General features: G+C 42.0%; 19 protein-coding genes. 11 read left to right on the top strand and 8 right to left on the bottom strand.

Annotation, left to right across the window (positions count from 1 at the left end):
- Positions 1–101: 101 nt before the first annotated feature.
- The 5 genes from mutL to cysS all read left to right on the top strand — a co-directional run bounded on the left by mutL (position 102) and on the right by cysS (position 6629).
- Entirely contained in the window at positions 102–1958 is a 1857-nt protein-coding gene (mutL, locus tag BW976_RS06370) for a DNA mismatch repair endonuclease MutL (RefSeq protein WP_076371541.1), read from the top strand.
- A gap of 23 nt (positions 1959–1981) precedes the next feature.
- Positions 1982–2698, top strand: coding sequence for a rhomboid family intramembrane serine protease (locus BW976_RS06365; RefSeq protein WP_076371539.1), 717 nt, complete (start codon positions 1982–1984; stop codon positions 2696–2698).
- A gap of 35 nt (positions 2699–2733) precedes the next feature.
- A complete protein-coding gene (locus BW976_RS06360; RefSeq protein WP_076371537.1) occupies positions 2734–3612 on the top strand; it encodes a rhomboid family protein in 879 nt (292 codons plus the stop codon).
- Positions 3602–4714 (top strand): endonuclease/exonuclease/phosphatase family protein, encoded by a 1113-nt coding sequence (locus BW976_RS06355; RefSeq protein ID WP_076371535.1) that lies wholly within the window; start codon positions 3602–3604, stop codon positions 4712–4714. Before BW976_RS06360 ends, BW976_RS06355 begins: the two co-directional genes overlap by 11 nt.
- A gap of 451 nt (positions 4715–5165) precedes the next feature.
- On the top strand, positions 5166–6629 hold the full coding sequence (gene cysS, locus BW976_RS06350) for a cysteine--tRNA ligase (protein ID WP_076371533.1): 1464 nt from the start codon (positions 5166–5168) through the stop codon (positions 6627–6629).
- Between the two features lie 4 nt (positions 6630–6633).
- On the opposite strand, the gene BW976_RS06345 is transcribed toward cysS, so the two are convergent.
- Positions 6634–7305 (bottom strand): hypothetical protein, encoded by a 672-nt coding sequence (locus BW976_RS06345; RefSeq protein ID WP_139332217.1) that lies wholly within the window; start codon positions 7303–7305, stop codon positions 6634–6636.
- A gap of 290 nt (positions 7306–7595) precedes the next feature.
- Between BW976_RS06345 and BW976_RS06340 the strand changes: the two genes are divergently transcribed.
- Positions 7596–8459: a hypothetical protein gene (locus BW976_RS06340; RefSeq protein WP_139332216.1), complete on the top strand. Its 864-nt coding sequence runs from the start codon at positions 7596–7598 to the stop codon at positions 8457–8459.
- 175 nt (positions 8460–8634) lie between these two features.
- Here BW976_RS06340 and BW976_RS06335 read toward each other — a convergent pair whose 3' ends face one another.
- Both BW976_RS06335 and BW976_RS06330 read right to left on the bottom strand, forming a co-directional pair.
- Entirely contained in the window at positions 8635–9597 is a 963-nt protein-coding gene (locus BW976_RS06335; protein WP_076371527.1) for an AAA family ATPase, read from the bottom strand.
- 10 nt (positions 9598–9607) lie between these two features.
- Positions 9608–11050 (bottom strand): peptidylprolyl isomerase, encoded by a 1443-nt coding sequence (locus tag BW976_RS06330; protein ID WP_076371525.1) that lies wholly within the window; start codon positions 11048–11050, stop codon positions 9608–9610.
- Between the two features lie 180 nt (positions 11051–11230).
- On the opposite strand from BW976_RS06330, the gene BW976_RS06325 reads away from it, so the two are divergent.
- From BW976_RS06325 to BW976_RS06315, 4 genes are all read left to right on the top strand, one after another.
- Entirely contained in the window at positions 11231–11803 is a 573-nt protein-coding gene (locus BW976_RS06325; protein WP_139332215.1) for a hypothetical protein, read from the top strand.
- Positions 11804–11871: 68 nt separating this feature from the next.
- On the top strand, positions 11872–12453 hold the full coding sequence (locus BW976_RS06320; RefSeq protein WP_076371521.1) for a non-canonical purine NTP diphosphatase: 582 nt from the start codon (positions 11872–11874) through the stop codon (positions 12451–12453).
- A 79-nt stretch (positions 12454–12532) separates the two neighbouring features.
- Positions 12533–12694, top strand: a complete 162-nt coding sequence (locus BW976_RS29255; protein ID WP_175614054.1) for a hypothetical protein — start codon at positions 12533–12535, stop codon at positions 12692–12694.
- Positions 12695–12748: 54 nt separating this feature from the next.
- Entirely contained in the window at positions 12749–13234 is a 486-nt protein-coding gene (locus BW976_RS06315) for a hypothetical protein (protein WP_076371519.1), read from the top strand.
- 107 nt (positions 13235–13341) lie between these two features.
- Here BW976_RS06315 and BW976_RS06310 read toward each other — a convergent pair whose 3' ends face one another.
- Both BW976_RS06310 and BW976_RS06305 read right to left on the bottom strand, forming a co-directional pair.
- Positions 13342–14478 (bottom strand): lactonase family protein, encoded by a 1137-nt coding sequence (locus BW976_RS06310; protein WP_076371517.1) that lies wholly within the window; start codon positions 14476–14478, stop codon positions 13342–13344.
- Positions 14479–14890: 412 nt separating this feature from the next.
- Positions 14891–16375, bottom strand: coding sequence for a pseudouridine synthase (locus BW976_RS06305; protein ID WP_076371515.1), 1485 nt, complete (start codon positions 16373–16375; stop codon positions 14891–14893).
- A gap of 231 nt (positions 16376–16606) precedes the next feature.
- Here BW976_RS06305 and BW976_RS06300 point away from each other — a divergent pair, with 231 nt between their 5' ends.
- Positions 16607–17389 carry a lytic transglycosylase domain-containing protein gene (locus tag BW976_RS06300; protein ID WP_245834647.1) on the top strand — a complete coding sequence of 261 codons (783 nt, stop codon included), beginning with the start codon at positions 16607–16609 and terminating at the stop codon, positions 17387–17389.
- Between the two features lie 216 nt (positions 17390–17605).
- Here BW976_RS06300 and BW976_RS06295 read toward each other — a convergent pair whose 3' ends face one another.
- Genes BW976_RS06295 through BW976_RS06285 form a run of 3 tightly spaced genes read right to left on the bottom strand, consistent with a single transcriptional unit; the run spans position 17606 to position 20210 of the window.
- Entirely contained in the window at positions 17606–18031 is a 426-nt protein-coding gene (locus BW976_RS06295) for a hypothetical protein (protein WP_076371513.1), read from the bottom strand.
- A 56-nt stretch (positions 18032–18087) separates the two neighbouring features.
- Complete coding sequence (locus tag BW976_RS06290; protein WP_076371511.1) at positions 18088–18525, bottom strand: hypothetical protein; 438 nt, start codon at positions 18523–18525, stop codon at positions 18088–18090.
- Positions 18526–18539: 14 nt separating this feature from the next.
- Positions 18540–20210 (bottom strand): hypothetical protein, encoded by a 1671-nt coding sequence (locus tag BW976_RS06285; protein WP_076371509.1) that lies wholly within the window; start codon positions 20208–20210, stop codon positions 18540–18542.
- Between the last annotated feature and the right edge of the window lie 25 nt (positions 20211–20235).

Raw genomic sequence — 20235 nt, 5'->3', positions numbered from 1 at the left:
ATTATTAAACGTTAAATGTTTATACAATTATCAAATCATAAAGTTATGCCTTCAAATATTTAATTTAGCATCGAATTCGAAATTGGAGGGATTTTTTTTAAATGTCAGATATCATACAGCTTTTACCGGATGCCGTTGCCAACCAGATTGCCGCAGGCGAGGTGGTACAACGCCCCGCATCTGCCGTAAAGGAATTAGTGGAGAACGCGATTGATGCCGGGGCCGGAAAAATTCAGCTCATTATAAAAGATGCGGGCAAATCATTGATACAGGTTATTGATGACGGCTGTGGCATGAGCCCTACTGATGCGCGCATGAGTTTTGAGCGCCATGCCACTTCAAAAATACGCAAGGCCGACGACCTGTTTGCTATACGTACCATGGGTTTCCGGGGCGAGGCCATGGCATCTATAGCGGCTATTGCCCAGGTAGAAATGAAAACACGCCGCCATGAGGACGAGTTGGGCACCTGCATTTTTATTGAAGGCTCCGAGGTAGTGAGTCAGGAAGCCTGCCAGGCTAATACCGGCACTTCCATCTCCATTAAAAATTTGTTCTATAATACACCGGCCCGGCGTAACTTTTTAAAAAGCAACCCGGTAGAGATGCGCCATATTATTGACGAATTTCAACGGGTGGCACTGGCTAATCCGCAGATATTTTTCACCCTGCACCATGATGCGCAGGAGGTTTATCACCTGCCGGGTACTGCATTAAAGCAACGTATTGTTCACCTGTTTGGCAATAACTATAACCAACGGTTGGTGCCGGTGGAGGAAGATACCACCATCATTAATCTGCGTGGTTTTGTAGGCAAGCCCGAATTTGCCCGTAAAACCAGGGGCGAGCAGTTCTTTTTTGTGAACAACCGTTTTATTCGCGATGCCTATTTGAACCATGCCGTAATTACTGCTTTTGAAGAATTGCTACCCGATGATAGCTTCCCGTTTTATGTATTGTTTATTGATATCGACCCATCGCGGATAGATATTAATGTACACCCAACCAAAACCGAGATCAAGTATCAGGATGAGAAGGCTATTTATGCCATTATCCGGTCGGCGGTAAAACGCTCATTGGGCAGGTATAACATTACACCAAGTTTGGATTTTGACCAGGAGAACAGCATTGAGCACCTGATAACACCCAAGCCTTTTGAGGAGATCGTGGCGCCAACCATATCTTTCAACCCCGATTTTAATCCTTTTGCCTCTGAAAAAAAACCGGTACGCGAACATCCTTTTTTGAGAGCGGATGGTGGTTTTAAAAGCAGCCCTGTTCCCCAAAACTGGGATACGCTGTACGAGATCAGCAAAAAAGAGGACAACCTACAGCACGAATTGCACCAGGAAGAGCGTATCGCTGTTAATGAGCAGGAGGTAAGCAAATCAAGCGAGCGGCAATTATTCCAGATCCATAACCGCTTTATCCTGTCGCAAATTAAATCGGGCTTTATGCTCATCGGGCAACAGGCAGCGCATGAGCGTGTTTTGTATGAGCGCTTTTTACAGCAATTGCAAAATCATTCTGGCGTAAGTCAGCAAAGCCTGTTTCCGCAGTCTGTCACACTAAACGGCAGCGATTTTGAGTTATTAAGAGAATTATTGCCCGATATCCGCTCGCTGGGTTTTGATATACGCGAGTTTGGCAAAAACACGGTAGTGGTAGAGGGCATACCCGCCGAACTGAGCAATGTGGGCGAGCATGAGCTACTGGAGCACCTGCTGGAAGGCTTTAAAAATAACCTGGCTATTTTAAAACTGGACAAACGCGATAACCTGGCCCGGTCGCTGGCGCGCAATGCAGCCATTAAAACCGGGACTAAATTATCCCTGGAAGAAATGAACCAGCTTATTGATCAGCTTTTTGCCTGCGAAACGCCAAACCAGGCATTGAACGGTAAGCCCGTAATCAGTACCTTTACCATGGCCGAGCTTTTAGAACGATTTGAAAAATAGCCCCGTCGGCTTTTATTTATACTATGAACAGTCAATCACCATTTGCCAATATCCCTCCGGTTGTAAAAAACCTGCTCATCATTAATATCATATTTTTTATAGGTTCCCTCACGCTGGAAAAATTCATCCCAGATGTGTTTAAATATTTACCTGTATATTATTTCAACTCACCCAATTTCAGATTATGGGAAGTTATAACCTACATGTTTATGCATGGAGGATTCGCGCACATATTTTTTAACATGTTTGCACTGTTCTCTTTTGGCCCTATAGTGGAGTATTCTATGGGATCAAAAAGATTCCTTAACTTTTATTTTATTTGTGGTGTTGGGGCTATTGTGTTGCAAACATTGGTTCAGGCTTACGAGGTGCATGCTATAACGGGTGCATTTACTATCAGTCATCCCGGCTTGCCAGAATCTTTTGCCGCATATGGAGACCAGGGCCAAAAATTAGCAGAAATATATTATGTCCCGATAGTTGGTGCATCAGGTGCCATATTTGGATTATTAATTGCTTTTGGCATGCTTTTCCCAAACATGGAATTGATGATCATGTTTATCCCGGTACCTATTAAAGCAAAATATATTATACCGGTATATGTAGTGATTGAGTTATTTTTGGGGGTAAAACAATTTTCGGGCGATTCGGTAGCGCATTTCGCACATTTGGGCGGCGCGTTAATCGGTTATATCATGGTAAAATACTGGCGTTTACAAAGACCAAACAATTTTTATTAATAACGGTAGTTATCCAATAAACGGAAGTATATTTTATGAGTACCCTTTGGCAAAATATTCAGTACAAAATGCTGCGGTCGGGCAATAAGCTTAACCTGCTTATCGGCATTAATGTAGCCGTTTTTTTGATTATCAATGTTTCGGCTATCCTGGAGCAATTATTTTTTACGGGTTTCGGTAACAGCAACATCTTATTGTTCTCGGTAGAGTACCTGCGTATGCCAGCCTCTTTTCAGGCATTACTCACCCATTTCTGGACCCCCATCACTTACATGTTTATGCATGATGGTGTTTTGCACATCTTGTTCAATATGCTCTGGCTTTATTGGATGGGGCAGATATTTGAAGAGTACCTGGGCAATAAGCGCACCATTGGCCTGTACATTATGGGTGGCCTTGCCGGCGCGTTATTTTATCTTCTGGCCTATAATTTATTACCGGCTTTTACCCGTCTGCACGCTGCCGACTCTGCCTTGATTGTGGGGGCCTCTGCCAGTGTTATGGCCATTGTAGTGGCTACTGCTACGCTGCTGCCTAATTATACCATATCATTGATCCTGTTTGGGCCGGTAAAGTTAAAATGGCTGGTATTGGTTATCCTGGTGATTGATTTCCTGGGTGTTGTTGGACCCAATGCGGGTGGCGAAATAGCTCACCTGGGCGGTGCGTTACTGGGCTTTGTTTATGTTAAACAATTACAAAAGGGACACGATTGGATTGGCAGTATCGGCAATTTATTTAAAGCCAGGCCTAAATTAAAAGTGGTGGCCAAAAACTCCAATAAAAATAGCCCCGAGTATCCCCGCCAGGATGAAATTGACCGTATATTAGATAAAATATCACAATCGGGCTATGACAGCCTGACCAAGCAGGAAAAAGAAATCTTATTTCGCGCAAGCAATAATGAAAGTTAAACGCAAACAGAGCTTTATAGGTAAAATACTTTTATGGATAAATCTGTTGTTATGCGTTGCTTTACTGATCAGCTATTTAGCTCCCCACGTTGATCCCCGAAAGGTTTGGATCTTTGCTTTTTTTGGGCTGGCCTATCCTGTACTACTTATCTTTAACTTGATCATGCTTGCTTATTGGCTGTTACGCCGCCGGTGGCAGTTCCTGTTATCGCTGGTCACCATTTTATTAGGCTACAATGTTTTGTTCAACAATATTGGGTTCAGATTAAGCGGGGCCGAGACTGAAAAACCTGCAGCAGACAACGCTATCAGGGTAATGACCTATAACGTTCATAATTTTAAACGATACGGAGCCTCAAACGATATCTCCACTAAACATCAGATACTGACCCTTATAAGCCAGCAGCAACCCGATATTATTGGCTTCCAGGAGTTTTATACCAAAAACAAAGGCCAGTATGAAATGCGCGATTCCCTCATCAGGATTATCGGAGCCAGCAACTTTTATTTCGAGCCTTTTAACTTTAATAATACCGAAGCCATTGGTATGGCTATATTTTCCAGGTTTCCGATAGTAGACAAAGGACTAATCCGCCTTACAGAAGCACACTCCGAGAACCAATGCTTATTTGTTGATGTAAAAAAGGGCGAGAAGATCTTTCGTTTTTATAGCGTCCACTTGCAATCCATCCGCTTTGATCCGGAGGACTATAAATATCTGGACAGTGTATCCAAAAAAGGCAAAACGGATATGCAATCAACCAAACGTTTGGGAGGAAAACTGAAGATAGCGTTTGAAAAAAGAAGCGAACAGGTTTTTAAGATTAAAGAGCATGCAGCCAAATGTCCATACCCCTACCTTATTTCCGGCGATTTTAATGATACGCCTACCTCTTTTGCCGTTAATCAGATGGCTAAAGGGTTAAAAAACGCATTCCGTCAAAAAGGATCGGGCTTTGGGCGCACCTACAATGGCGATTTTCCGAACTATCAGATCGACTATATTATGGCCAGTCCGCAATTCGACGTTGCCACCTACAAAATCATCGAAAAAAAACTATCCGACCATTATCCACTACGCAGTGATGTAGTGCTCAATTGAAAAAGAACCAAGAAATAAGAGCCAGGAATCAAGAAAAACTAAGTGCTTTATGTAGTCTAAAGACTACTAACATAATAGTTCGAAGTCTCTGATTTCGGACAACGAGGTAAAAACTGTAAGCCCTATCAAGATACCCGTTTTGGTTAAAAAGTGGGTTTACATGGTTTACACTTTTTAGGGTTAACATTATTTCAAATATTTGATTATCAAATAAATATGAAATTTTTAATTGTTTTTTTCATAAATTGTGTAAACCCACTTTTTTAACCTGTTTTAGCCCTCATGTTTAAATTCAACCTCCCTGTTTAATTAGAGAAAGAGGTAAGATGTTAGCGTCAAGAATCAAGAGCATGTAAAATAATCCTGGTATTGCCTTAAATCTTGATTCCTGACTCTAATCTCTTGGCTCTATTAGTTAACATGAAATTGAAAAAATCGTAAGTTTGCGCTCATGCAACAAAATTTGTTTGTTTACAATACTTTAACCCGTAAAAAGGAAAAATTTAAACCGCTTAATCCGCCCCATGTGGGCATGTACGTATGTGGCCCTACTGTTTACAGTGATGTGCACCTGGGCAACTGCCGTACCTATATATCTTTTGATCTTATCTTCAGGTACCTTACCCAAATAGGATACAAGGTTCGCTATGTTCGTAATGTGACCGATGCCGGTCACCTGGAAGGTGATGCCGGCGATGAAGGAGAAGACAAAATATCAAAAAAAGCAAAAATAGCGCAGCTGGAACCAATGGAAATTGTACAAAAGTACACCGTTGGTTTTCATGACGTAATGCAAATATTGAATACATTACCACCCAGTATTGAACCTACCGCTACCGGCCATATTATTGAACAGATAGAAATGGTGAAACAGATACTGGAAAAAGGATATGCCTATGAGGTTGATGGTACGGTGTATTTTGATGTGGAGAAATACAACAAAACCAAAAACTACGGCGTACTGAGCGGCCGTAACCTGGATGATCTGTTAAACAATACCCGTACCCTCGGCGGTCAGGAAGAAAAACATGGCAAACTTGATTTTGCCCTGTGGATAAAAGCCAAACCCGAGCACCTGATGAAATGGCCATCGCCCTGGAGCGTAGGCTTCCCGGGCTGGCACCTGGAATGCTCGGCCATGAGCCAGAAATACCTGGGTAATCAGTTTGATATACACGGCGGCGGACTTGACCTGGTACCTACTCACCATACCAATGAAATTGCCCAGCACGAGGCTTGCTGCGGTGTAAACCCTGCCAATTATTGGGTACATACCAATATGCTTACCGTGAACGGTCAAAAAATGTCAAAATCATTAGGCAACAGCTTTTTGCCGCATGAGCTTTTTACCGGCAATAACTCTATACTGAATAAAGGCTACAGCCCCATGACCGTAAGGTTTTTTATGCTGCAGGCCCATTACCGCAGTACGCTTGACTTTGGTAACGAGGCTATGGAGGCATCTGAAAAAGGCTTTAAACGCCTAATGAACGCTTTTGCCCTGCTTAACGGGTTAAAGACTAGCAATGCCACCGAAATTGAGATAGAGCCCCTGTTACACCGTTGCTACGCGGCCATGAACGATGATTTTAATAGCCCCGTACTTATTGCTGAGCTGTTTGAGGCATCGCGCATTATTAACTCAGTGCATGATCGCAAAATGAAGATAGATGAAGCCAATTTGCAGATCCTTAAAACCCTGATGAACACTTTTGTATTGGATGTATTAGGATTAAAAGATGAACAGGCAGCTAATGACGATTTGCCCAATGTATTAAACCTGATAGTTGAGCTCAGAAGCGAGGCTAAGACCAATAAAGATTATGCCATATCTGATAAAATACGCGATGGCTTGGCCAGAATAGGGTTTCAGCTAAAGGACAGTAAAGACGGTACGCACTGGAGTAAGTCCTGAGCTATTAAAGTGAATTATAATAGTTGAACAGTTTAGCCAAAGATACATCACTTTTATAATCAACGGCATTACTTTTCATATAGGCTTTTAGTTGTTCTGTTTTATCGCTCAGGGCAGTTAGGATGCTTTTTTGATTGGGTTTTATCCTGCTAATCTGGTTATTGGCAAAAAGATAGTAAATATCAGTCAGTACAAATGTTTTGGTTGCAGTAGCCGAGTTAAAAGCCTGATCGGTACGTATCACTTTTCTGTAATGCTTTAATAACTGTGTTTTGCCACCGGCAATTACCTGGTAAAACGAAGCCGGTGTCTGGCTGTCGATAGCAGGATATCCGCTATTGAATATAGGCAGAAGAATATCACTTTCTTCACCAACCGGGCTATTCAATTTAAATGCCTTCACCGGCTCAACAAAGTACAGTGCTGTGGTATCACTTTTATTCTGAAATAACAGCGCATCCTTTACCAGATCATATTTCACCTTGCTAGTTACTGTTTTTCCATTAACAAAGTCAATGGCTCCTTCAACCCAACTATTAATCAGCAATGGGTTGCCCTCCACCTCGGTATAGGATTGTTCCATGTAAGGGTTACCCTGCACATCGTGTATAACCTGAGCATGGGCGGTTAAGCAAGCTAATACCAGAGCCGTAAAACAGGTGATAAATTTGTTCATTATAACGTAATTTTTTATAAATATGAGCATAATGCTTTTTTTAATCAAAACATAATCAGCGCTATGAGGTTAATTAGTTTTTAATTCAACGCATTTAGTTAATATTTGCCGTTAGGTATCAATTTTTGCATGATTAACTCCGCTCAGTTACAATTAAATATAAACCCCTTCGTTTCAGATATGAGTTTATTTAACTGCCATGCTGCAGGGTTATTTGCTTATCACCTTAATTCAAATTACATTCCCCACTTAAAATTTATTGTTAAATTGCCCCAAAATCTAATATGACCATGAAGAAAATAATATTAGCTGCTACATTTATTGGTTACAGTGCATTTGCCCTAGCGCAAACTGCTCCCGCACAAGTAAATAGGGTAGTTAGTGCCGAAGAAGCTTTTAATAAACTAGTAGAGCGTAAAGGCATAAAAGACGGCTTTTTAGCCTTTGCAGATCCGGAAGGCATTGTTTTCAAGCCTAATGCCGTTAAGATAACTGATTTTTACTCTAATATTGACAAACAAGCAGGCAAACTGAGCTGGATACCTAAATTTGGCCGCATATCAGCAAATGGCGATTTAGCCTTTACTGCCGGTCCTTATATCTATACCAATGGCAAAAGCGATGACGACAAAGTTTTTGGCGACTACGTTTCTGTTTGGCGTTCTGATTCGGAAGGTAAACTAAAGCTACTGATAGACCTGGGCATACAGCACCCCGAACCTGAACAAGAAGAGGTAACAGATTTTAAAGAGCCTGCAGCAACCCGCTCAGCGCCAAGCAAAGATCCTTTTACAGCAAAAAGCATCATTGTAAATACCGATAAGATATTTAATCACTCCTTAACCATATCGGCATTGGCTAGCTACAAGGAGTTTTTAAGCCCCGAGGCCCGTTATTATTTCCCAGGTTTCGATCCAATGACAGGTCCGGATGTGATTATGAAATTCATTAACAACCAAGCCATCAGCATCACCGCCGAAACTACAGACGGTGGCCGTGCTGCCAGTAACGATTTGGCTTATACCTATGGCCATGCCCGTATAACTAAAGGCAATGTGGTTAGTAATTACAACTACGTGCGTATTTGGGAACTGGATCAAACAAAAAAATGGGATATCCTGCTGGAAGTATTCTCTGCAATTGAAAACGAATAAGGAGAGCCCATTCGATAAACAAAAAGGCAATGTATAATAATACATTGCCTTTTTGTTTATATTACTATGTCATCCTGAACTTGTTTCAGGACCCCACAAGAAAAGTTAGCCTGCTTGTTGTACAAACTTCATATGGGATGCCGAAACAAGTTCGGCATGACTCCGGAAATACGGTTTAAAACAGTTGCTGAATAATATCAGCTGCCGATAGCCCTTCGGCTTCGGCATGATAGCTGCGTACAATACGGTGGCTTAAAATAGGCTTGGCGATGGCTTGTACATCCTCAATATCGGGCGAATACTTACCATTGATCACTGCGTGGCATTTAGCGCCCAGAATGAGGAATTGCGATGCCCTTGGCCCAGCACCCCAGCTTAGTAAACGATTGATCTGTGGGGTTGCAAACTCGCCATTAGGCCGGGTTTTGGATACCAATTTAACGGCATACTCCAGCACATGATCGGTAACCGGTATATTACGTACCAGCTGTTGAAAATAAGTGATCTGGGAAGCGTTCAGTATCTTATTAACCTCTGTTTGTACCGTACTCGTGGTATTTTTAACCACCTGCAGCTCTTCCTGAAAAGAGGGGTAGTTTAGCGCTACACTAAACATAAAGCGGTCAAGCTGTGCCTCAGGCAGCGGATAAGTACCTTCCTGCTCAATAGGGTTTTGCGTGGCCAGCACAAAAAATGGCTGGGCAAGCTTGTGGGTAATACCGGCAGCAGTAACCGATTTCTCCTGCATGGCCTCTAACAGGGCGGCCTGAGTTTTTGGTGGTGTACGGTTAATTTCGTCGGCGAGGATAATGTTGGAGAAAACCGGACCGGGTATAAACTTAAAATTCCGGTCTTCTCCCAGTATTTCAGACCCAATGATGTCTGATGGCATCAGATCGGGTGTAAATTGTATGCGTTTAAAATCAAGATCAAGCACCCTGGCAATAGTTTGTACCAGTAGGGTTTTGGCAAGGCCGGGTACCCCAACCAGCAAACAATGGCCGTTGCTGAAGATGGACACCAGAACAAATTTTACCACTTCATCCTGCCCGATGATAACTTTACCTATTTCGGAGCGTATTTGCTGATATGCCTGCCTTAAAGCATCGGCAGCTTCCACGTCAGATCGGTGTTGCATAATGTTAGTTTTATTTAGCTTGCGCGGTAGTTGTTGGCGGGGTGATCCATTTTTTCAATATGTCGCAGGATTGATATTGCTGATCGATCCTAATAAAAGTTTCTTTTCTGCGTTTTTCAAACCATTGAGTTACTGCACGGTTGGTTTTATCATCAAAAGCCATATCCTTTAGTTTAGGAAAATCCTGCTCCAGATTGGCTTTATGCGCATTTGTTGCCGATTTAAGGTATAATATCTTATATGTTTTTTTGCCATCGGCACCAGTAAACACATCTGGTTTTGATATACTGCCAATTTTCATGGTATCAACCGTAAGGGCCACCTTCGGATCAAGTTTATCCGTAGGGATAAAGGTGGTACGGTTTTGAACGTTTTCGGCATTCAGCATCATACCGCCATTGTATTTGGTATCCTTATTATCAGAATAATAAGCAGCGGCGCTAGAAAAGTCGATCTTTTTATTGGTCATCATCAGCGTATAGATACTATCGGCCTTTACTTTCGCTCTTTCTAAACTGGCCTGGGTAATAACCGGCGCTATTAATATATGCCGAACATGCACCTGTTCGCCCCTGCGCTCAATCACCTGCAAAAAGTGAAAGCCGAAATCGGTTTCAAACACCGGTGATATTTCACCTGCCTTGAGTCTGAAGGCATTCGCTGTAAATTCCTTTACAAAGGTAGTACGATCGGCAAAGCCTAAGTCGCCACCATCAGGTGCCGATCCCGGATCCTGAGAGTATAAACGGGCAAGGGTTCCAAAATCTTCACCTTTTTTTATACGCTGGCGCAGTTCTTCTGCTTTTTCTCTATACAGTTCCTTTTCTTCTTTATTCAGTTTCGGCTGAAATACAATCTCGCCAACTTCTACTTCTTTATTAAAGGAAGGTAAACTATCCTTCGGGATCTTATCGTAGTAGGTTTTAACATCCTGCGGGGTTACGTTCAATTTCTCGGTAATGTGCTGCTGCATTTTCTGCGCAACCATTTGCTCTTTCAAGTCGGGACGAATCTCGTCTTTATACTGAATAACAGATTTACCAAGGAACGCTTCCAGCTTTTCCTGTCCGCCGGCTCTTTGGGTCATTTCGCGCATACGACGGTCGACATTGTTATCAACCTCGTCTTCTTTTACCTCAATACTATCAATTGCAGCCTGTTGCGCCAATAGCTTTTGAGTTAATAAGGATTGCAGGATACGGCATTTTACGCCAGGATCTGGCTGGTTACCCTGAACAAGAAATTGAGCGTATGATAGTTCAATATCTGATTGTAATATGGGGGCGTTACCTACAATGGCGGCAATTTTATCTAAAGTATGCTTTGGGCCCGATGGCACCACTGTTGAATCGGCCTTTGCTGTTTTTTTTGCAGTTGAATCAACTTTGGTTTGCGCGTGGGCAACTGATATGATCAAAACAAAACTTAAAATGAATATCCCTAACTTTCTCATGTAATGCACTTATACTCTAAATAATACGGATCAATAGTCCGTTAAAAACTTCGAATTTCGGTAAAATTTATTAATTATGACTGAACAAAAAATGGCAATTACATATAACTACCTATAATTGTGCTAATATGGCTATAAAGCTTGAAACCGTTTAACTACTTTTGGTTAAAATTTGTTAAAGTGAAAGTTGAAAACCCGGTTGCCCTGCGTTTTATCTTACAGGATGAACTTTATCTCTTAAATACAGATAAAGCTTTTTACGAAGAAAGAGAAACACCTCCACCCATCATTGAAAGATCCGAACCTGAAATAAAAACGCAGCCTATTGAAATTGTACCTCAAGAAGCTAAGCCTGAGACAAAAACGCCGGAGCCTGCTTTTAATTATCTGGGTAAAAATTTAAAAAACTTTTTAATTCTGGTTCACTATCCCCACCAGGAGTTTATTGCCGATGCTCATTTGGCTGCCCTGCAAAACATATTAAAACGCAAGGAGTTTGAACTTGATGATGTTGTTATACTCAATATGGCTAAGTACAGCACCACCACAATTGCTCAATTGGCCGCTTTTTTTAAACCTGTAAAACTGTTGTTGTTAGGCCAGGCAGCCATACCACAAGGCATGACTGCTCTTGCCCTAAACACACCAAAAACATCAGGTTCCCGCACGGCGCTGTACAGTTTCAGTTTTGATGAGATGATGGATAGTGTCGACAACAAGAAAATTTTCTGGGAGCTGATGAAAGCTTTATAAGTCTGAAATATTTAGTCCTTAGTCTTTTGTCTAAAAATCTTTTGTCTTTTTATCCATTAATCAAAGAAATGCAGCAATTAGTATTTGCAACCAATAACCGCCACAAACTGGAAGAAGTATCGGCCAAAATAAAAGGCCAATTTGAGCTATTAAGCCTGGATGATATTGGCTGTATTGATGATATTGAAGAAACTGGTACCACCTTCCGCGAAAACGCATCTATAAAAAGCCATTACATCTACCAGAAATATAAACTGAACTGTTTTGGCGACGATAGTGGCCTGGAGATAGATGCCTTAAACGGCGAGCCCGGCGTTTACTCGGCACGCTATGCCGGCGGCCATGGTAACCAAATGGCAAACATTAATAAAGTATTGGAAAATTTAGCCGGCGAAACTAACCGCAAAGCACGTTTCCGTACCGTAATATCATTGATATGGAACGGGGAAGAACATTTTTTTGATGGAACCATTGAAGGCAGCATCCGCACAGAACCGAGTGGCAATGATCCGTTTGGCTACAACCCCATATTTGAGCCCGACGGCTATAATGTCACCTTTGCCGAGATCAGCCTGGAAGAAAAGAACAGGATAAGCCATCGCGCCAAAGCCATGGATAAACTCATCGATTTTTTAAGTACGCTAAGCTAAATCAAGAATAATTGTTTTCGGTTAACCTAAGCGTAACATTCCGTTTAAATGTTCGTATAACCAACCCTTAGGAGCAACCATGAAAACCGTATTACATTTAAGCCGCGCTGTATTTTCCAAAAACAATGATCAGCAATTTACCAATAGTCTTACCCGCATTAAAGAAGCAGATCAGATAGCAGAAGCCATTAATAAGCGATTAAACGAAATACAAAAAAAGCTCAAACCAAAAAACTGTTGAGTTTAGCTATGTTTGGCAAGATTTATGCTCTTATGCCATAAAATAACCCCAATCATGAAAAAGATATTTCAAACCTCAATCGCAATCTTATCCGTTATTCTTGTTTTATCAGCTTGCTCGGGACAGAAAAATACAGTCTCCAGTAATGTATCGCGCGGCAAATTTGTGGGTACCTGGACGTTAAACAACGTAAGTTATGATGGCCTGGTTCAAAATGCTGTTCAAAATGTATTTGATCAGGCACCTCCCGAAGCATTTGCCGGCAGCACCTGGAAACTAACCAATAGCGGCAATGGTGTGTATACTTTATCGAACGGTACTTCGCAAACTATATTCTGGTCGGTTTATAATGGTGGCAGCACAGGCACACAATTTCAGTTTAAAAAATTGTACCAGGGCGACAAAGCCAAAAACGTAGCTGAAGGTTATCGTTTAGATATAGCCGGCAATGATGGTTCAACCATGACCCTAAAATCACCAGTTGCCATTGGTAGCGGCGGTACCGGATATATCATTTACTCGTTTACAAAAAGCAATTAATACGCTCAATGGCTAAAAGCCTAAAGTAAAAAGCTCAAAGCTAAAAAGAACTTCTTTACAGCTTTGAGCTTTTTATTTTTTACAGCTTTCTGCTTTAAACCTTTAGCTTACTCCGCTGGTACAAACTTCAAACATACAGGGTTACCAATTTCCAGCTTAAAGCCGGTTGGCGATATACGGCCAGTGGTTTGATCAATCCGGAAAACAAATATGCTGTCGCTGTTTTGATTGGCTACCAGCAGGAATTTACCGGTTGGGTCAATAGCAAAATCGCGCGGGTTTTTACCCATAGATGATTGGCGCTGTACAAAAGTAAGTTCGCCGGTTTCCTGGTTAATAGCGTACACAATAACCTCGTTGGTTTCTAAACGATTGGATGCATACAGAAACTTGCCATTGGGAGATATATGGATAGCAGCACCAGCCGTTTGACCTTTAAAGCCTTCCGGAAGCAAGGTTATGGTTTGTTTTTGATTAAGCTTACCGTTATCATAATCAAACACATGCACGTTTGAGCCCATTTCAGTGATCAGGTAGGCGTGTTTTTTATCGGCCGAAAACTCCAGGTGTCGCGGACCATCGCCAGGTGTCACACTAACCGATGTCGGATCGGTTAAAGGTGAGCTTTTACCTGAACGGAAACGGAATACATTTACTTTATCGGTACCCAGGTCATTATATAACAGGTATTTCTCATCCGGAGATAAGATGCTCATGTGGGCATGGGGCTTTTCCTGGCGCTCTTTATTGGGACCCAAACCCTCACTTGTTACCGTTTGAGTACCGTTGGCCAATGAGCCATCTTTGTTGATAGGCATTACTGTAACCTGTCCGCTGGAATAGTTGGCAATAAAAGCATTCTTACGGGCCTTATCCACTGCAATGTAGCAAGGATCGGCACCGAGGGATGATTGTTTGTTGATAAACTGCATTTTCCCCGTTTTAGCCTCAAATGAAAAAGAGCTTACTTCGCCTTTAGGTAATTCATTTACAGCATAGATAAACTTATTATCGGCACTTACGGTTACATAGGATGGATTGACCACATTATCGATCTGACTCAGATAGGCCAGCCTGCCATTTTCAGCATAAAAACGGTAAACAGATATACCCTTGCTGGTACCTGTAGTATAGGTGCCAATAACGAGGTCATAAGTTGAGGGGCCTTTTTTTTTGCTTTGCTTGCTTTGCGCCTGCGTGAGCAAAGGCAACAATAGGACAACGAACAATACGATTTTTTTCATGAGAGATGAAATTGGGTTACGAAGCGCAAGTTAATAAAATTGCTAAAAAAACAGCTTTCCCGCCCAAGGGACATCAATCCTGAAATAAAAACTTTTTAAACCTATTATTTTAACACTTTCCTGATCAAAAAACGATGAAAACAGCCTCAAAAACCCTTCAAAATTGATTCATAACCCTCTATTTTAACACTTTTTAACAAATTTTTGATGGGTTTTGAAAAGTTTAAAAAGTATTAACTTATTGGCATTAAGTATATTAAACAAAAACAGGGCTAAAAATAGCCCTGTTTTTGTTTCTAAATCTTGATTTTGGGATTTTGAGACTATAGGATAAAAAATCTTATAGTCCTTCCGTCACAATGTCCCAAAAGTCCTATAGTCCAAAAATCATAGTTCCGCACATCTGCACCTCTTATTTGATCAGATGTTTCAGCTGGATAATTTCTTTTTCGTCAAGGAAACGCCATTTGCCGCGGGGCAGGTCTTTCTTGGTGAGGTTGGCATAAACCACCCGGTCAAGTTTTACTACCTCGTAACCCAGGCTTTCAAAAATACGGCGTACCACCCGGTTTTTACCGCTGTGTATCTGTATGCCTACTTCTCTTTTTGTGCCACCAGCTACGTACGATACCGCATCGGGTTTTATTACACCGTCTTCCAGTTCAATACCAAAGCCTATTTTGTTTAAATCGCCCTGGATTAAAGGTTTGCTCAACTCCACCTGGTACAACTTGCTGATATTACTACGTGGATGCGACAACTTGTCGGCTAGGTCACCATCGTTAGTCATTAACAACAAACCTGTGGTATTTCGGTCTAAACGACCGATAGGGTAAATACGCTCCTTGGTTGCTTTTTCAACCAGGTGCATTACGGTACGGCGTTCCTGCGGATCTTCGGTAGTAGTGATATAGTCTTTTGGTTTATTCAATAGTACATAAACCATTTTTTCGCGGCGGAGGGTTTCGCCGTTGTATTTGATATCGTCCTTTTGAGGGTCAACCTTGGCACCCAATTCGTCAACCACCACACCGTTTACAGAAACCACACCGGCAATGATGAGCTCATCGGCCTTACGGCGTGAGCAGATACCCGCGTTTGAAATATAACGGTTGAGGCGGATAAGGCCATCGTCCTTTGCTTTTGGCTCCCCGGCATTTTTACGGCCACGCATGGTTCTGGTAGGGGCATCCTGATCACGTGATGGTTTATCACGATAAGGTTTGTCCTTAAACGATGCGTCATCGCGTTTTTTAAAGCCGCCCTCAGTTGGCTTATTGCCAAACTTACGGTCGCCGCCTTCGGTTGGCCTGTTGCCAAACTTACGATCGCCGCCTTCGCTAAAATTTCTTTTGGGTTTACCTTCGGCACCTGCAGCTGAGCGGGTACGTGGGGATGAGTATGGTTTTTTGTCGCCAGCTGCGCTGCCGCCAAAGCTTCTTTTTGGTCTTTCGTCCTCACCAGATGATGGGCGACCTGAGTAAGGTTTTCTTTCTCCTCCTGAGTTTGGACCGAAACTTCTTTTCGGTCTTTCCTCATCGCCACCAGTTGGCCTGCCAGAGTATGGCTTGTTGCGGGGTGTAAATGATTTTTTATCGCCCGATGATGAGCTATCGCCGGTTGGGCGACCTGAATAAGGCTTTGATCTTCCGCCAGATTTTCTTTCGCCAGATGATGAAGCGCCATCCCTGAAATTGCTTTTAGGCTTGTCGTCGCTAAACCGGTTGCTCTGAAAGGGTTTTGGTTCTGGTTTGGTGAATTTTTTTTTCTCTCCGTTTGGCGTTGCTTTGCCTTTTGCGGTTGCAGGTCTTTTGGGTTTTTCGTCGCTTTTTGAGCTCCGGCCTGTTGTTCTTTTTGGCTTGTCGTCGCGACTGCCTGTTGGTCTCTTAAATACCATATTTTTTTGTTTTGCGCTTTCGCAGCGTGAGGGTCAAAGATACGCTTTTTTGGCAATTTTTAATCAAAAAAAGCAAAAATTTTAAGCGGTTCAAAAACCCGGTTTAAACAGTTTTAAAGCCCGTTTTTGAACCAAAAACCGCCGCTAAAATCTTTAGCATTTTGCTAAGTATTTGATTATGTGCCCTGTATAGCATACCTTTGCAGCACATTTTAACCAAATGTATAGTTAATGATAAAGAAAGAAATGATCAAAAAACACTTATTTACGTGCTCCGTAATGCTAGTGCTGGTTCTCATTTCAAAGCTCAATATTTTCAGCACAACCATCAATGAAAAGGTTGTGAGCACTGGGGATATTAGCCATCGGAACTCGAAATTTATTTTTATAAAAAGCAATGCAAATGCATACAATTTTGCAAACGAAGCTTTACCTGTAAACGATGCACGGGTGACACGGAAATTGAAAGTATCGCTTAAACAGCATAATTTCAAAACCGTTCAGTCGACTATTCTGCATCGCAAAGCCGAAAAATGGTTCCCTATTATTGAACCGCTTTTGAGGCTTTATGGTATCCCCGATGATTTTAAGTACATCCCGCTGGTGGAGTCGGGCCTTTGCGAAGGCACTTCACCCAAGGGAGCACGTGGCTTATGGCAGTTTATGCCTGGCACCGCGCGTACTTACGGGCTTAAAGTGGGCCATGGGGTCGACGAGCGCAACAACCTGCGTAAATCAACCATTGCAGCCTGCAAGTATATCAAAGAACTATACGGTGAATTTAATAACTGGACACTGGCCGCAGCCGCCTACAACAACGGTTCTGTTAAGCTGGAAAGAGCTATTAACAAACAAAATGAAGATAATTACTTCCGCATGAGCCTGAACCGCGAAACCGGTTCATATGTTTACAAGCTTATTGCCATGAAAGCAATTATCCAGCAACCCAAGAAGTACGGGTACGACGATTATTTCGCCATGACCCCGCCTTCACCATTGCTGAATTTTAATTAATTGAGTTTTAATTAATTAAAGAATACATTACGGAGCACCCCGAGGCCTGCTTTCCCAGATGGAAAGCAGGCCTTTTTTGTTGGTGGGTTAGTGAATCACTCCCACTAGCTTTCAGCTGAACAGAGGCCACAGGCTTCAACCATGCAACCCATGAGATACACTCCGTTAATCTCGCGGGAGCGTTGGTAAAGTGATAAAACCGACCACAGGCTGAATCTAATTCTTGGGTCGATAAAGCCTGTTATAATAACCGGGTATATCTTCTATGATGTCGTCCCGCCATTTACAAATATTGTCAGCCATTCCTCCCTTTGGAGCCCTATTAGGAAACTTCTCATTTATCGTGATATAACCATGGGATTTTCCACTTCTATCCAATATGACAGGGGGATATTTAGCCCTTTTATTAAAAGGAGAAAAGTCACTTGTCTTGCTGCCGTATTTACCATCCGGATTCCATATAGAATTAGCATTGTGCATAGAACCATAGTCACTATAAGAACTCCAAATCGAATTTGAATCTTCGGTATCACAGCTCATGCAGCCCAAAAACTGGTCGTGATTTTTGCCACCGTAAATTTTTAACTGTGCTTTTGTACTAATTGAAGTGAAAACAATTAATAATATAACCAGTGATTTCATAATTAGGTCTCGTTTACATGCAATCTGGCTTAGCCAAAAATCTACAGCCACGACATTTAATTATGAAAATCATGAAAAACCCGGTCGTGGTAGGCAGGTATATCTTTTACAATTTCATCTCTTTGCTCCGTTATTTGATTAACAAAAGAATCCCAGGACCTTTTAGGATTACTTTTGTTTATTGTCATGAATCCATATGATTTACCTTTTTCGTCCAATACGAGCGGAGGATATTTTGCTTTTTTATTAAATGGGGAATAGTCGCTTTTATAGCTCCCATATTTTCCTAACTCATTCCAAATAGAATTGGCTTTATGCACGGAGCCGTATTCACCAAAGTTGCACCATATAGAATTCAGGTCTTCAGTTGAACACTCAATACAGCCGAGAAATTGGTCATGGTTTTTGCCACCATATAGCTTTAGTTTGGTTTGAGCATTTACTTTAATCGAGACTAATATGAGTGCTGCAAATAAAATGATATATCTTTTCATGATTTAAATTAAAATTACGGAGTGCATTTATGGCCAACGGAATTGCCAGTTGTTACGTCCCGTTCCGCGTTATTCGCCGCTATGATACTTGTATCATTAAATATCCCGCATCTTGCGAGTGCAGTCGCCCGGTCAACAGGAAAACTGGGATTGTATGCTAATATAGCATCCCTAAGATTATCTGTGAAATATTCCGCCATAGTTCTGTGTTGCGGGTCTTTGTCTACAACGCTCACCGTTGTCCCTTCATCGAATGTATAATCAAAGATGTTTTTAATGTTGCCGGAAAGATTAGAGTGTGATGTTACTTTAATCTCAGGGTATTTGGCGGCGAAGCCTGCCTCTTTTAATTGCTCCATTTCCAGGTTTAAAAAGGCATGAAGCGCTTCATGATATAGGGTTACCAGTCTGTACTCGTTACTTGAATTTGAAAGGACAAAAGGGTTTATATAAATCTTATACCCGATGGTATGCCCATCTTCTTTCGAATCGGTTCCTGTAAAATCAGCAGGGTCACCGGCCAGAAAAGTAATATCAGTACTATTTTTCGAATCAAACGCCTGGTAAAGAAGCCTGGCAATATTGGTATTCAAATTTGGCAAAGCCGCAATCAGTGCCTTGGTACAAGGATATTTGGACGTTAGACTGTCTAAAATGGTTGGTGCAGGTATCGTTACCGTACATGGGGTAGATGCAGGTGGTGGCGGCGGTGGAGGAGGCGTTGTCGGCGGAGGGAAAGTTCCGTCCCCATCACCTGGCGGGGGTTGTACCACATTTTTGTAAACAACCAAATTCCCGTCCGTTGATTGCACTTTTAATGTGCTGGAATTAGTACCTGTACATGGTGGAGGCGTTGGCTTCGATGGTGTAGAACCGGCGCTGCCTCCTCCGCCGCTTCCGCTCGGAGCACCTCCATTACCACTATTATCGCCACCGCCACCAGAGTAATCGCACGTCGGACCGAGGTATTTTACATCTACTACAGTACCATCAACTTCCGAATATTGATACCAGTCTGTACAATTTACCTGGGCTAACTCAGGGTGTAGGCTTTGCACTGTTTGATCGCTACTTTTTGCAGTGTTATTAGGTTGCAGGGAATGGATAATTTTACCGTTTTTGTAAAACCAGCCGCTTACAAAAGTTCCTTTGGGCGTACTGTATAAAACCACGCCGCTGAAATCCGTATCGCGTTTATTGTATTTGTTATGATCTAGCTTGGTCAGATCATTTTTAAGGTAAGCCGGATCAGCAATAACGGTCATGATATAGGCATTGTACTGTTGCCCATCCTGTAATAACAGGAACGAACTGCGGCTATTATCTTTGGAATAAACAATACTACCGGTACCATTGTTTTTCAGGGACGGTGCGAACTTAGCTGATGGATCAATAGGTATCTCCAATACCGGTTGATCGCCACGCTTATAACTAGATGTATGCTGCCAGTCAGGCTTGATAAGCTGGCTCAGGTCGGCACCTGTAGTTGTAGCTTGTGAGGTTTGTTTATTACTTACCGGGTAAGCGTTTTCGTACCAGCTTTTAGCCTGAGCGATAGCCGGATTGGATAGGGTATTTTGCTGTTCGGTTCGTGAATCTTTTTTACAACTGTTGATTATAATAGCAACTAAACATACGGCTGTAAGTAATAGCAGATGTGCTTTTTTTAAAATAGGTTTAGACATTGAGTCGACAATTCATTTATTTAAA

Origin of the sequence: Mucilaginibacter lappiensis, assembly GCF_900155965.1 — a bacterium.
GTDB classification, from domain to species: domain Bacteria; phylum Bacteroidota; class Bacteroidia; order Sphingobacteriales; family Sphingobacteriaceae; genus Mucilaginibacter; species Mucilaginibacter lappiensis.
Note: the sequence above shows the minus strand (reverse complement) of the source record. Positions and strands in the feature narration are given on the sequence as shown.